Below are 14328 nucleotides of genomic sequence, written 5' to 3' on the forward strand. Positions count from 1 at the left end.
CTCTACCTCGCGACACGACCTGCATCTCGACGAGGAGAGGACGACATGATTTCCATACACCGAGCACGCTCGGCGCTCGCCGCCGGGCTGGTGGGGGCGCTCGCCGTCTCCACGCTCGCCGCCGCGGTCGCCGCACCCGCGGCCGCAGACGTCGGCGGGCCCACCGACGGCGGGCTCGTCGCGTGGTACCCGCTCGACGCCGCGAGCACGACCGGCGGCACGACGGCGAACCGCGCCGAGGGCTCGACGTTCGGCCCGGCCACGGTGGTGGGCGGCACGGCGACGGCCGACGGCACGACGCTCGACGGGACCGACGACTACGTCGACCTGCCCGACCACCTGCTCGCGGGCCTCATTGACGCCACCGTGAGCCTCGACGTGCTCGTGAGCCAGGACCAGGGCACGCCGTACTTCGTCTACGGGCTCGGCAACACGAGCGGGTCGAACGGCAACGGTTACCTGTTCACGACCGGCAACGCGTACCGCACGTCGATCGCGACCGGGAGCTGGACCACCGAGCAGACCGTCACCAAGGGCGCGAACCTCCAGCGCGGCGTCTGGAAGACGCTCACGTACACGCTCTCCGGCACGACGGCGACGCTCTACGAGGACGGCGTGCAGGTCAAGCAGGCCACGAACGTCACGACCGACCCCGGTCAGATCGGCGGCGGTCAGACGACCGCGAACTACGTCGGCCGCTCGCTCTACTCCGGCGACCGCTACCTCAAGGGCCAGGTGCGCGACTTCCGCCTCTACGACCGTGCGCTGAGCCCGGCCGAGGCGGCCGAGCTCGCGGCCCGGACCTCCACGGCCGCCGCGGACGCCGACCTCGCCGCGCTCGACCTCGGCGACACGAGCGCCGTCACCGCGGACCTCGTGCTGCCCACCACGGGCGCGCAGGGCTCGCTCGTCACGTGGACGTCGTCGGACGCGGGCGTCGTCGGCGCCACGGGGAAGGTCACCCGGCCCGCCGCGGGCGAGGACGACGCGACCGTGACGCTCACCGCGCTCGTCACGCGCGGCGCGGTCGCGCGCACCGCCCAGTTCGACGTCACCGTCCTCGCCCACCTGGCTCCTGCCGCGGCCGTGGCGTGGGACGCGAGCCACGTCGTCGTGCCGCACCTCGGCGACGTGCGCGGCAACCTCACGCTGCCGGCCGAGGGGGCCAACGGCTCCGCCTTCACGTGGGAGAGCTCCGACCCCGCGACCGTCTCGGCCACGGGCGAGGTGACCCGGCCCGCCCACGGCGAGCCGGCCGCCGTCGTGCGGCTCACCGTCACGGCGACCAAGGACGGCGCGACCGCGACGCACACCTACGACGCGACCGTCCGCCCGCTGCCGGCCGCGGCCGACTACGAGGGCTACTTCTTCCCGTACTTCGAGGGGGAGAGCACCGCGGACGGCGAGTCGGTGTACTTCAGCGCGAGCAACGGGAACGACCCGCTCGACTGGGTCGAGCTCAACGACGGCGAGCCCGTGCTCACGTCGACGCTCGGCGAGAAGGGCCTGCGCGACCCGTTCATCATCCGCTCGCCCGAGGGCGACCGGTTCTTCCTCCTCGCGACCGACCTGCGCATCTACGGCGGCAACAACTTCGGCAACGCGCAGGAGCGCGGGTCGCGCGCGCTGATGATCTGGGAGTCGACCGACCTCGTGCACTGGTCCGACCAGCGCATGGTCACGGTGTCGAGCGCGTACGCGGGCAACACGTGGGCGCCCGAGGCGTTCTGGGACGCGCAGCGCGGCGAGTACATCGTCTACTGGGCCTCGGCGCTCTACCCGACGACGTCGACCGACGGCCGCCGCATCGCCGACTCCTACCAGCGCATGATGTACGCCACGACGCGCGACTTCGTGACGTTCTCCGAGCCGCAGGTGTGGATCGACGAGAAGCGCGGCAACGGGCTGGGGATGATCGACTCGTCGATCGTCGAGCACGAGGGCACCTACTACCGGTTCACCAAGGACGAGGCGTACATGATCCCGCGCCTCGAGAAGTCGACGGACCTGCGCTCGACCGACTGGGACCTCGTCGCCGAGAAGATCGGCTACGGCCAGCCCAACCCGTGGGGCGGCACGCTCACCGCGGGCGAGGGCCCGACCGTCTTCAAGTCGAACACCGAGGAGAAGTGGTACCTCTTCGTCGACCAGCCGAGCTACCACGGTGGCCAGGGGTACCTGCCGCTCGAGTCCACCGACCTCGACTCGGGCGTGTGGACGTCGGTCGACGCCCACCTGCCGAGCAGCCCACGCCACGGCACCGTGCTGCCGATCACGGCCGCCGAGCACGCCGCGCTCCTCGCGGCGTACGGCGAGCAGCCGCCGGCGCCCGAGCTCGACCTCGCGGTCGAGGTCACGCCGCGCTGCCTCGCGGGCAAGGCGTACGTCGCGGTCCGCGCGACGAACGGGGAGGACGTCCCCGTCACGCTGACGCTCACGGCGCCGTACGGCGAGAAGACGGTCGCGGACGTCGCGCCGGGCAAGAACGCCTACCAGTCGTTCGCCGCCCGCGCGACGGCGGTCCCGGCCGGGACCGTCACCGTGACCGGCGTCGCGACCCTCGACGGGAAGGAGGTGACGACCACGCGCGAGGCGCAGGTCGACGCGCTCGACTGCGCCTGACACCCGCGAGGTCGCACCCCGCCGAGGGAGAGGCGAGGTACCGCGAGGGAGAGGCGTGGTCACGACCACGCCTCTCCCTCGACGGACCGGAGCTCTCCCTCGGCGACGTGGCGGCCGGGCGGAACCAGCACGAGCGTCGGACGCGGGGCTTCCCTCCTTGCCGCCGACGACGCTTCCACCACTCGACGACGAGTGAGAAGGAGCGACAGCTCATGCACGTGCACGACACCAGCTATTCGCGACGAGCCGTCCTGCGGCTCGGGGCGCTGGCCGCAGGGGCGACCGGCGCCGTCGCGCTCGCGGGCGGCGGCAGCGCGCTCGCCGCGCCGCCGGCCCCGGCGCTGACGGTCCCGAGCGGACCGCCCGTCAGCCGGGCCTTCCTGCGGTCCCTCGACCGCTCGGTCACCCTCGACGGCTGGGCCGCCGAGCCGTTCCCGATGTCCGACGTGACGCTCGCCCCGAGCGTCGCGACGCGCTCGCAGGACCAGATCCTGCACCTCGCGCGCGAGTACCCCGTGGACCGCGTCCTCGCGGTGTTCCGGCGCAACGCCGGGATCGACACCCGGGGCGCGTCGGCGCCCGGCGGCTGGGAGGGCTTCGGTCACGCCAACGAGCAGCCGTGGGGCCCCGACGACTACCCGGGCCGGGCCAACACCCAGACCGCGAACCTCCTGCGCGGGCACTACGGCGGGCACTTCCTGTCCATGGTGGCGCTCGCGTACGCGAGCACGGGCGAGAGGGTGTTCCGCGACAAGGTGGACCAGATCGTCGAGGGCCTCGGCGAGGTCCAGACGGCGCTCGCGGCCATGGGCCGGTTCAGCCACCCCGGGTTCCTCGCCGCCTACGGCGAGTGGCAGTTCAGCCAGCTCGAGAAGTACGCGCCGTACGGCGAGATCTGGGCGCCCTACTACACGTGCCACAAGATCATGGCCGGCCTGCTCGAGGCGTACCGCCTGGCGGGCAGCGACCAGGCGCTCGAGCTCGCGTCGTCCATGGCGGCGTGGGTGCACAGCCGGCTCTCCGTGCTGCCGCAGGCGCAGCTCGACCGGATGTGGGGCATCTACATCGCGGGCGAGTACGGCGGCATGAACGAGGTGCTGGCCGACATCGCGTCGATCACGGGCGACGACACGTACGTCGCCACGGCAAAGCTGTTCGACCTCAACACGCTCGTCGACGCGAGCGCTGCGGGCACGGACACGCTCAACGGCAAGCACGCGAACCAGCACATCCCGCAGTTCCCCGGCTACCTCAAGGTCTACGACCTCACGGGCGAGGAGCGGTACCGCCAGGCCGTCGAGGGCTTCTGGGGCATGGTCGTGCCCGGGCGCACCTACGCGCACGGCGGGCACGGCGAGGGCGAGCTGTTCGGCCCGCCGAGCACGGTCGCGGGCGACATCGGCGCGCGCAACGCCGAGACGTGCGGCACGTACAACATGCTCAAGCTCTCGCGGCTGCTGTACTTCCACTCGCTCGACCCGAAGTACATGGAGTACTACGAGCGGGGCCTGCTCAACCACATCGTCGGCTCGAAGAAGAACACGCAGTCCACGACGAGCCCCGACGTCACGTACATGTACGGGGTCAACCCGGGCACGCGCCGCGAGTACGGCAACACCGGCACGTGCTGCGGCGGCACGGGCCTCGAGAACCACGTGAAGTACCGCGACTCGGTCTACTTCCGGTCCGTCGACGGCGAGGTGCTGTACGTCAACCTCTACCTCGCCTCCACCCTGACGTGGGAGGAGAAGGGATTCGAGGTCGTCCAGGAGACGCAGTACCCGAAGGTCGGCGCGACCCGGCTCACGGTGAACGGCTCCGGGCGGCTCGACCTGCGCCTGCGCGTACCCGGCTGGGTGCGCAAGGGCTTCATGGTGACGGTCAACGGGGTGGAGCAGGAGCTCGACGCCGTACCCGGGACGTACGTGAGCGTGTCGCGCTCGTGGTCGCCCGGCGACGTCGTCGAGGTGACGATGCCGCTGAGCATCCGCGCCGTGCCGACGATCGACAACCCCGCGATCCAGAGCATCGAGAACGGTCCGACGGTCCTGCTCGCGCGCAGCGCGTCGCGCGAGTACCTCAAGCTGTCGCTCTACGCCCACATGGGCCTGGACGGCACGCTCGAGGGCGCCTTCACGGACCTCGGGAACGGGTACTTCCGCCTCGGGGACCTCACGTTCGAGCCCGCATGGTCGGGCGACGACACGCAGTACCACATGTACGTCGAGCGCTCCGAGCCGCGCGTGGTCTTCGCCGGGCTCGACAGCGGCGTCACCAACGCCGCGCGGCCGAACGGGACGACGTTCCTCGACGTCGTGTGGGGCGACGGCGGCTTCGCCGACCGCGCCGCGTTCCTCCAGAAGGTCCAGCGCACGGTCGAGCAGTTCACCGCGGACGGCCTCCTGAGCCGCCGCGACGGTCAGAAGGTCCTGGTCACGGCAGGGAAGGCGAGGCTGGCATGAGCGCGCGCACCAGCTCATCACGGGTCGCGGGCTCGACCGTGCTCATCCCGCTCGGGGACCGGCCGGCGGCACCGCGTGCCCGACGGCGCGTGGTCGCCACCGCGACCGCGCTCGCCCTGGCCCTCACGGGCGCGGGGGTCGGGGCGTGGGCCGCGGTCGGCGGTCCGGGGACCGAGGGGCTGACCGCGGCGGCCGACGAGGCGCCGACGAACGTCGCGCTGATCGGCACGCCCGAGGCGAGCTACACCGCGTCGTGGAACAAGGTCGAGGCCGTGAACGACGGCGCGGGCGTGAGCACCGGGGGAGCGCACGACGCGACGTGGGCGACGTGGAGCGGGGATCGCCCGGCGACGCAGTGGCTCGAGTACTCCTGGCCCGCGCCGGTCACGGTGGACCGTTCCGTCGTCCGGTTCTGGTCGGACGGCACCGACGCGAACGGCGACAACGTGCGCGTCCCGGCGTCGTGGACGCTCCAGTACTGGGACGCCGACGCCGGCGCGTTCGTCGACGTCCCGAACCCGAGCGGCTACCCGACACAGCGTCTCGAGACCAACGAGACGACCTTCGACGCGGTGACGACGACGCGCCTGCGCGCGACGTTCGACGCGCTGCGGGGCACCACGGCGACGACGTACTCGGCCGTCGGGGTCTCCGAGTGGGAGGTCTGGGGCACGGGCGGCGTCGAGGAGCCCGAGCCGGTCGACCCGAACGGGCCGATCGACCACTCGCCCGTCCACATCCCCACGGACGTCGGCGTCCTGCCCGACCTCCCGGCCGAGATCGACGCGATCTTCACCGACGGTCGTGTCGAGACGGTCGCGGTCGACTGGGAGGACGTCACGGCCGAGGACGTCGCCGCGGCGGGGGCGTTCGAGGTCAGCGGGACCTCGGACGAGCTCGTCGAGCCGGTGAGCGGCACGGTGCACGTGCGCGACGGCGAGCCGGGGGACGTCATCACGGTGGACAACGTGAGCGTCGTGACGCTCGCGGGCACCGCCCCGGCGCTCCCGGCGACCGTCACGGCCGAGTACGAGGACGCGTCGAAGGACAGCCGCATCCCCGTGACGTGGGACGCCGTCGACCCCGCGGAGTACGCCGAGCCCGACCGGCTGTTCTTCGTCGACGGCGACGTCGAGGGGACGGACGTGCCGGCCGAGGCCGTCGTGTTCGTCGTCGCGCCCGACACCGGCGAGGACACGACCCCGCCCACCGTGACCGTGACCGCCGAGCCCGGCCCGGCGACGTCGGGCTGGTACGTCCAGCACCCGACCGTCACGGTCGTGGCCTCCGACAACCGGGACCCCGCCCCGGCGGTCGAGGTCTCGGTCGACGGCGGCGCGTGGGCACCGTACGACGGCCCGTTCGCGGTCGACGAGGACGGCGTGCGCACGGTCGAGGCGCGCGCGACGGACGCCGCCGGCAACGTCGGGACGGGCTCGCGCGAGCTCCGCGTCGACAGCGTCGCGCCCGTGACGGTCGCGACGCTGCGCGAGGTCGGCAGCAGCGTCGAGATCACGCTGGCCGCCACGGACGCGGGCTCGGGCGTGGACAAGGTGCAGTGGGAGGGTCCCGGCACGTTCTGGGGCACCTACACCGAGCCGTTCACGCGCGCGCTCACCGACGAGCCGCAGGTCATCGAGTTCGCCGCGACGGACGCCGCGGGCAACGAGGAAGTGCGGCAGCAGGTCGTGCTGCCCGCCCTCGGCGGCGAGCCCGAGCTCGACCTCGTGGTCGAGGCGACGCCCCGCTGCCTGGCGGGCAGGGTGTACGTGGCCGTCCGTGCGACGAACGGCGAGGACGTCCCGGTCGCGGTGACCCTCGCGACGTCGTACGGGGAGAAGGCGTTCGCGGACGTGGCGCCCGGCGCGAACGCGTACCAGTCGTTCGCGGTCCGGGCGACGTCCGCCCCCGCCGGGACGGCGTCCGCCACCGCGTCCGCCACGGTCGACGGCAAGGAGGTGACCGCCACCGTCGACGCGCCGTTCGACGCGCTCGACTGCGGCTGACCCGCACGCCCGGTCCCGGGAGGACGGGCGACCCACAGGCCCCCGGGCGGTGTGCCGGCACCGCCCGGGTCCGGCTCGGCCCCCGTCGCTCCGCGGAGCGGCGGGGGCCGAGCCGTGCCCGCCTGTCGACGGCGGTGCGACGCGTGGGTGAACAAACTGGACGGGTGTTCAGTTCGGGCGTCCAGGATGGCAGGATGTCCGTGAACTGGACGCCCGTCCAGTCGGGTTCGGGGGCGACCCAGCGGTGCCCGCCCCGGGCCGGACGAAGAGGTTCCCCGCATGACGACGACCACCCGCAGGCTGCTCGCCGCCCTCGTGCTCGCCGGCTCGCTCGTCGTGCCCGCGGGCACGGCCGGCGCGACGACGCCGACCACCATCCCTGCAGCGGCCGCCGCCCCGGCCGCCACCCCGGTCGCGGTCTCGGTCACGGACCCCGCCGACGGCGTGCGCGTCAGCGTCGAGATCACCGAGCGCGCGGTGCCGACGGCGCCGCGCGTGGCCGTCGTCGGCTCCGGGCCGTTCGTCGTCGGCGGCAGGCTCGAGCTGCGCGGGACCGGCCTCGCGCCGCACGCCGTCCACGAGGTCTGGCTCGAGAGCGATCCCGTGCTCCTGGGCACCGTGACGACGGACGCCGACGGGGCGTTCCTCTTCGTCGCGACGATCCCCGCGGGTACGACGCCGGGCGAGCACCACGTGCGGCTCGTCCCGACGGCGGGTGGCGCCGACGTGGTGTCCGAGCCGTTCCTCGTGCTCGCCGCCCCCGGCGAGCCGCACGAGCCGGGGACGACGCCGTCCGCGGGGCCCGGGGGAGCGGGCGGCTCGGGTGGGGCGGCGGCGGGCGGCGGGCCGGGCTCCTCGCGGCCGGGCCTGGCGACGACGGGCGCGGGTCTTGGCCTCGTCGCGGCGCTGGCCGGGGCGGCGGTCCTCGCCGGGGCGGCGCTGCGCCGTCGGGCAGGCAGGGGCGGGGCGGCCTGAGCCTGCGCACCACTCCGGGCGCGCCCCGTCGGCGCGCCCCTCAGGCGCGCCCGCAGGGTCAGCTCTCCGGCTGCGGCTCCGCCTCGGCGCCAGCCCGCGCGGCCTCGACCGCACGCGCGTCGGCGTCGCGTGCGTCCGCAGCCGCCTCCGCGGCGTCCATCGCCCGGTCGTCGACGACGAGCATCCCCAGGAGCGTCGCGCCGGACACCGCCGCCATGACCACGAAGACCGTGCGCAGCCCGAAGAGCTCACCGAGCAGGCCACCCACCGCGGCGCCGAGGGGCAGCGTCCCCCAGGCGAGGAGCCGGTAGCACGCGTTGAGCCGGCCCAGCAGGGCGTCGGGCGTGATGCGCTGGCGCAGCGACAACGTCACGACGTTCCACACGGCGATCCCGGCACCGCCGACGGCGGAGACGGCGCCGATCACCCACGCGTTCGTCGTCACCGCGGGGACGCCGACGAGGGCGACCGTGCCGAGGATCGTCAGCGCGAGGGAGCGCGCGCGCCCGATCGTCCCGACGACACGCTCGGCGACGAACGACCCCGCGAACGCCCCGACCGCCGTCGCGGTGAGGAGCACGCCGTACGCCGGCTCGGACAGGCCGAGGGGCGAGCCGGGGCCGACGGCGTAGAGCACGAAGACCGCGAACGCGGCGTTGCTCGCGAAGTTGATGCCGCCGACCATCATCGCGAGCGTGCGCAGGATGCGGTCGTGCCACAGGAACCGCAGGCCCTCGGCGACGTCCGCGCGCAGCGTCGTGCGGGTCGTGCGCGCGGTCCGGTACGTGCCCGGGAGCCCGAGCAGCAGCACCACGGCGAGCGCCCAGAGCGCCCCGGGGACGCCGAACGCGACGGCGGCGCCCGCGGCCACGAGCAGCCCGCCCAGGGGCGGCCCCACGAACTGGTTCGCGGTGAGCTCCGCCGCGTAGAGGCGCCCGTTGGCGCGGGGGAGCGCGGTGCGCGGCACGACCTGCGGGAGGATCGACTGCGCCGAGGTGTCGTACAGCGTCTCGGTGACGCCGACGGCGAAGGCGACGACGTACAGCACGGCGATGCTCCCGGCGTCGGGCACGAGCGCGACGGCCGCGAGCGCGACCACGAGGACCGCGCGCGCCACGTTGGCGCCGACCATCGCGAGCCGCCGGTCCAGACGGTCGGCGAGCGCGCCCGCGGGCAGCGCGAAGAGCAGCCACGGGAGCGTGAGGGCGAACGTCAGCCCCGCGACCAGCGCCGGCGACTCGGTGTACCGGACCGCGACGAGCGGGAGCGCGACCTTGAGCACCCCGTCGGCGAGGTTCGACACCGTGGACGCGGCCCACAGGCGCCGGAACGGCGCGCCGAGCGGTGCGGCGGCGGGGCGGCGGCGCCCGGGTCGAGAGGCCATGTCGCCCAGCATGGCACAGTGATCGAGAAACCCCAATCGATCGAGCACTCTCGATCGGAGGTCCGTACGATGAGCCCATGACCCCCGAGCCCACCCCGGAGTCGACCCCGGAGTCGATCCCGGATCCCACCGCCGGGCCCGCCCCCGGGCCGCGCGCCCCCGACGTCCCGGGCCGTCGTCCGCCCACCGCCCTCGAGGCGAAGGCGCTCGCGCACCCGCTGCGCCAGCGCATCGTGCGGCAGTGCGGCACGCGCGAGATGACGAACAAGGAGCTCGCCGACCACCTCGGCGTCCCGCCGGGCACGGCGCTGCACCACGTCCGGCTCCTCGTGCGCGCCGGGCTGCTCGAGCCCGCGGAGGTCCGCACCGGGACCGGCGGGGCGCTCGAGCGGCCCTACCGCGCCACGGGTGCCACGTGGTGGCTCGACGACCCGCTGCGCGACGCCGCGCCCGGCGCGCGGTTCGGCCCCGTCGCCGCGGCGCTCGACGACGCCCTCGCCGCCGGTCCGGACGCCGTCACCACCTCCGCGGCGTTCTACCTGCACCTCTCCGACGACGACGTCGCCGAGCTCGACCGCCGCATCCTCGCCGTCCTCGACGAGTACGTCGCGACCGACGCCGACCGCCACGACCGCCCCCTGCACCGAGGCCTCTTCGTACTGCACCGCCCACCCTCCTGACGACCGGCCGGACGAGCCGGGCAGACCGAGCGGCGAGGATCCCGGCGATGCGTGCCCCCACGCGGCGCGACAGCCCTGTGCCCCCGTGGCACGACAGCGCCAGACCGACCCCGAGGGACCACCGGACCGGGGCCCGAACCACGGGACGAAGGGCGACGGCCAGGACGAGCGGTGGGGTCGGACCGTGAGTGAAGGACGTCGAGGCGCACTCCTTCGACCTCCGCCCGGAAGACCAGGGCGACGGCCAGGACGAGCGGTGGGGTCGGACCGTGCGCGAAGGACGTCAAGGCGCACTCCTCAGACCTTCGCCCGGAAGACCAGGGCGACGGTGCGCCAGTCCGAGCGCACGGTCCGACCCCACCGCGGACCTGACCCGCGGGCTGTGAACCCGACCCCGCGGGCTGTGAACCCGACGCGACCCGATACGACCCGACCCTCAGGGCCGAGCGGCGAACCGCTCCAGGAGGTCGGCGTGACCCGACACGATGAGCAGGTCGTTCGCGCTGATCCGGGTCTCGGGGGTCGCGTAGAGGAACTCCTCGCCGGGCGACTTCACGCCGATCACGGTGACGCCGTACCGCTCGCGCACCTTCGACTGCGCGAGCGTGAACCCCTGCACCTCGCGGGGCGGCCGCATCTTGACGATCGTGAACCCGTCCTCGACCTCGATGTAGTCGAGCAGCTTCCCGGAGACGAGGTGCGCGACGCGCGAGCCGGCGTCGGCCTCGGGGAAGACGACGTGGTGCGCGCCGATGCGCTGGAGGATGCGCCCGTGCTCCGCCGAGATCGCCTTGGCCCAGATCTGGGGCGTGCCCAGGTCGACGAGGTTGCCGGTGATGAGCACGCTCGCCTCGAGCGACGTGCCCACCCCCACGACCGCGACGGGGAAGTCGCGCGCGCCGAGCTGTTCGAGCGCCACCGGGTTGGAGGCGTCGGCCTCGACGAGCGGGAGCTGCCCGCTCCACTGGGCGACGAGGTCGGGGTCGCGCTCGACGGCGAGCACGTCCTGCCCGAGACGGTCGAGGGTCGCGGCGATCGCCGTGCCGAAGCGGCCGAGGCCGATGACGAGGACGCCCGCGTCCTTGCGCGGGGCCTTCGCCTCGTCCCGGCGCGCGCGCTCCGCGCGGCCGCGCTCGACGATGCGCTGGGCGACGGGGTCCGCGGACGCGCCGTCCTTCCCGTCGGCGGCGCGGGTGAACGGGTCGGTCACGGTGGGGCCTTTCGTCGGTCCGGTGGTGCGGTGTCTGGCGTGTCGGTGAGGTCTCGTGCGGCGGTCGCGTCCGGCCCGACGGCGGTCGCGCCGCCGGGCGGGGCTGCTCACCCGATGATGGGGCGCTCCTCGGGGTAGCGCACGATGCGGCGGCGGTCGCGCAGCGCGAGCGCGGCGGCGAACGTCATGGTGCCCGTGCGCCCGACGAACATGAGCGCGATGAGGACGTACTTCCCGGCGTCGGGCAGGTCGGGCGTGATGCCGGTCGACAGGCCGACGGTCGCGAACGCCGAGATGGTCTCGAAGAGGATGACGTCGAGCGTCTCGCCGGTGATCTCCAGCAGGAGCAGGCTCGACAGGAGCACCGCCGTCGCGCCGACGAACGACACCGCGACCGCGAGCCGGAGGGTGTCGCGCGGGATGCGCCGCCCGAAGGCCTCCATGTCCCGGTCGCCGCGCGCCTCGGACACGATGGCGATGAGCATGACGGCGAGCGTCGTGACCTTGATGCCGCCCGCGGTCGACGCGGAGCCGCCACCGACGAACATCAGCGCGTCGGTGATGAGCCAGCTCGCCTCGTGCATGCCGCCGGTGTCCACGGTCGAGAAGCCGCCGGAGCGCGGCATGACGCCCGCGAAGAGCGACGCGAGGAGCTTCTCGCCGAGGTCGAGCGGCCCGAGGGTCCGCTGGTTCCCCCACTCGACGGCCGCGAAGAGCACCGTGCCGACGACGACGAGCGCCGCGCTCGTCGTGAGCGTGAGCTTGGTGTGCAGGCTCCACTTGGAGGCGCGGCGGCGGTTGCGCATGACGTTGAGGATGACGGGGAAGCCGAGCGACCCGATGAACACGCCGAGGATGATCGGCAGGCACAGCATCCAGTCGCCGACGTACGGGGCGAGGCCGTGCTCCGTCGGGATGAACCCCGCGTTGTTGAAGGCGGAGATGCCGTAGAAGATGCCGTGCCACGCGGCCTCGCCGAACGTCTCCTCCAGCACGACGAACCGCGGCAGCAGGAGCAGCGCGATGAGGAGCTCGAGCGACGTCGAGGTGATGATGACGACCCGCACGAGCGAGCCGACCTCGCCGAGCCGCGTCGTCTTCGTCTCCGACGCGGTGAGGAGCTTCTGCGTGAGGCCGATGCGCCGGGACACGGCCATGCCGAGGATCGACGCGAGCGTCATGACGCCGAGGCCGCCGATCTTGATGCCGAGCAGGATGACGACCTGCCCGTACCCCGACCAGTAGGTCCCCGTGGGGACCACGACGAGACCGGTGACGCAGACGGCCGACGTGGCGGTGAAGAACGCGTCGACGAACGGCGCGGACCGGCCGCTCGCCGTCGCCCAGGGCGCCATGAGCAGGGCGGTGAAGACGGCGATGACGGCGGCGAACACGGTGACGGCGAGGCGGGCGGGGGACTGCCGGGCGAGGCGGTCGACGATCTCCCGCCCCCTGAACAGGCGCCCGGTCATGCTCGTCGGCATGGAGCCTCCCTCACCACTCGCGCCACTCTGCCACGGGCCCGGTGGCCCGTCATGTCGCCGCTCCGGCGCCGGGACATCATGCCCGCTCGCGGGCCCGGACGCCGCACCGGGGGCTCCCGGTGACCCGGCGGTGGCCCGGACCGGCGGCCCCGCGCGGTCCGGCGCGCGGTCGGTGGGGCGGGGGCGCGCCGTCGGGCGTTACCGTGAGCCATGCCCACGACCGACCCGACGTCGTCGCCCGCCCCGACCGGGGCGGCTGCGGCGCCCGGAGCCTGCGTCGTGTGGAGCCCCGAGCTCCTCGGCTACGACTTCGGTCCCGGCCACCCGATGGCGCCGGCCCGGCTCGACCTGACGATGGGGCTCGTGCGCGCCCTCGGCCTGCTCGACGACGACGCGGACCTGCGGGTCGTGCGGCCCGAGCCCGCGCCCGACGACGTGCTCGAGCTCGTGCACGAGCCCGCCTACGTCGCGGCGGTGCGCGCGGCGTCCGAGCACGGCACGCCCGACCCGGCCCGCGGCCTCGGCACCGAGGACGACCCGGTCTTCCGAGGGATGCACGAGGCCGCCGCGCGGATCGTCGCGGGCTCGTACGAGGCGGCGGGCGAGATCGCGGCGGGCCGCACCCGGCACGCGGTGAACGTCGCGGGCGGCATGCACCACGCGAAGGCGGGCGCGGCGTCGGGCTTCTGCGTCTACAACGACGCGGCCGTCGCGATCCGGCGCCTGCTCGACGACGGCGTCGAGCGCGTCGCGTACGTCGACCTCGACGCCCACCACGGCGACGGCGTCGAGGAGGCGTTCTGGGACGACCCGCGCGTCCTCACCGTCTCCGTCCACCAGAGCGGAGCGACGCTCTTCCCCGGGACGGGCCACCCGACCGACCTCGGGGGCCCCGGCGCCGAGGGCACGGCGGTCAACGTCGCGCTCCCGCGCCGCACCGACGGCGCCCGCTGGCTGCGCGCGGTCGACGCCGTCGTGCCGCCCGTGCTGCGCGCGTTCCGCCCCGAGGTGCTCGTCACCCAGCACGGGTGCGACGCGCACGGCGAGGACCCGTTGTCCGACCTCGACGTGTCCGTCGACGCACAGCGCACGGCCACCACCTGGATGCACGGGCTCGCGCACGAGCTGACCGACGGGCGGTGGCTCGCGCTCGGCGGGGGCGGGTACGCGATCGCGCGCGTCGTGCCGCTCGTGTGGTCGGCCGTCGTGGGGGAGGTCGTGCACCGGCCCGTCACCGCGGGCGTGCCCCTGCCCGCGGAGTGGCGCGAGCGCGTCGCGGAGGTCGCCGGGTTCGACGCGCCGCTCGCGTTCGGGCCCGAGGTCGAGGTCCGGCGGTGGAGCAGCGGGTACGACCCGGACGACGACGTCGACCGCGCCGTCGCGGCCACGCGCCGGGCCGTCTTCCCGCTGCTGGGCCTCGACGCGCACTTCGACTGAGACGCCCCGCGACCGGTCGCGTACCGGGGCACGGGCGCGAGCGGGTAGGCTAGGGGGCGGATTTCTCT

Annotated in this window: 9 protein-coding genes; 6 read left to right on the plus strand and 3 right to left on the minus strand. The window is 74.2% G+C overall.

Annotated elements, in window-relative coordinates; all coding sequences use genetic code 11:
* The first annotated feature begins 45 nt into the window (after positions 1-45).
* From BJP59_RS02490 to BJP59_RS02505, 4 genes are all read left to right on the plus strand, one after another.
* Positions 46-2622 carry an immunoglobulin-like domain-containing protein gene (locus BJP59_RS02490; RefSeq protein WP_194522122.1) on the plus strand — a complete coding sequence of 859 codons (2577 nt, stop codon included), beginning with the start codon at positions 46-48 and terminating at the stop codon, positions 2620-2622.
* A gap of 212 nt (positions 2623-2834) precedes the next feature.
* The gene (locus BJP59_RS02495) at positions 2835-5084 is read left to right on the plus strand and encodes a glycoside hydrolase family 127 protein (RefSeq protein WP_194522123.1); all 2250 of its coding nucleotides are present in this window, start codon (positions 2835-2837) and stop codon (positions 5082-5084) included.
* Complete coding sequence (locus BJP59_RS02500; RefSeq protein ID WP_194522124.1) at positions 5081-7090, plus strand: Ig-like domain-containing protein; 2010 nt, start codon at positions 5081-5083, stop codon at positions 7088-7090. Before BJP59_RS02495 ends, BJP59_RS02500 begins: the two co-directional genes overlap by 4 nt.
* 279 nt (positions 7091-7369) lie before the next feature.
* Entirely contained in the window at positions 7370-8065 is a 696-nt protein-coding gene (locus BJP59_RS02505) for a hypothetical protein (protein ID WP_194522125.1), read from the plus strand.
* A 58-nt stretch (positions 8066-8123) separates the two neighbouring features.
* On the opposite strand, the gene BJP59_RS02510 is transcribed toward BJP59_RS02505, so the two are convergent.
* Positions 8124-9449 (minus strand): MFS transporter, encoded by a 1326-nt coding sequence (locus tag BJP59_RS02510; RefSeq protein WP_194522126.1) that lies wholly within the window; start codon positions 9447-9449, stop codon positions 8124-8126.
* Between the two features lie 77 nt (positions 9450-9526).
* Between BJP59_RS02510 and BJP59_RS02515 the strand changes: the two genes are divergently transcribed.
* Entirely contained in the window at positions 9527-10129 is a 603-nt protein-coding gene (locus tag BJP59_RS02515; RefSeq protein WP_194522127.1) for an ArsR/SmtB family transcription factor, read from the plus strand.
* Between the two features lie 436 nt (positions 10130-10565).
* Here BJP59_RS02515 and BJP59_RS02520 read toward each other — a convergent pair whose 3' ends face one another.
* Positions 10566-11270 (minus strand): potassium channel family protein, encoded by a 705-nt coding sequence (locus BJP59_RS02520; protein ID WP_043655776.1) that lies wholly within the window; start codon positions 11268-11270, stop codon positions 10566-10568.
* A gap of 176 nt (positions 11271-11446) precedes the next feature.
* On the minus strand, positions 11447-12823 hold the full coding sequence (locus tag BJP59_RS02525) for a TrkH family potassium uptake protein (protein ID WP_021483424.1): 1377 nt from the start codon (positions 12821-12823) through the stop codon (positions 11447-11449).
* Between the two features lie 210 nt (positions 12824-13033).
* Here BJP59_RS02525 and BJP59_RS02530 point away from each other — a divergent pair, with 210 nt between their 5' ends.
* Positions 13034-14260 carry an acetoin utilization protein AcuC gene (locus BJP59_RS02530; protein ID WP_076403238.1) on the plus strand — a complete coding sequence of 409 codons (1227 nt, stop codon included), beginning with the start codon at positions 13034-13036 and terminating at the stop codon, positions 14258-14260.
* The last annotated feature ends 68 nt before the right edge of the window (positions 14261-14328 follow it).

It is taken from the genome of Cellulosimicrobium sp. JZ28 (assembly GCF_015327065.1).
GTDB classification, from domain to species: Bacteria; Actinomycetota; Actinomycetes; order Actinomycetales; family Cellulomonadaceae; genus Cellulosimicrobium; species Cellulosimicrobium funkei.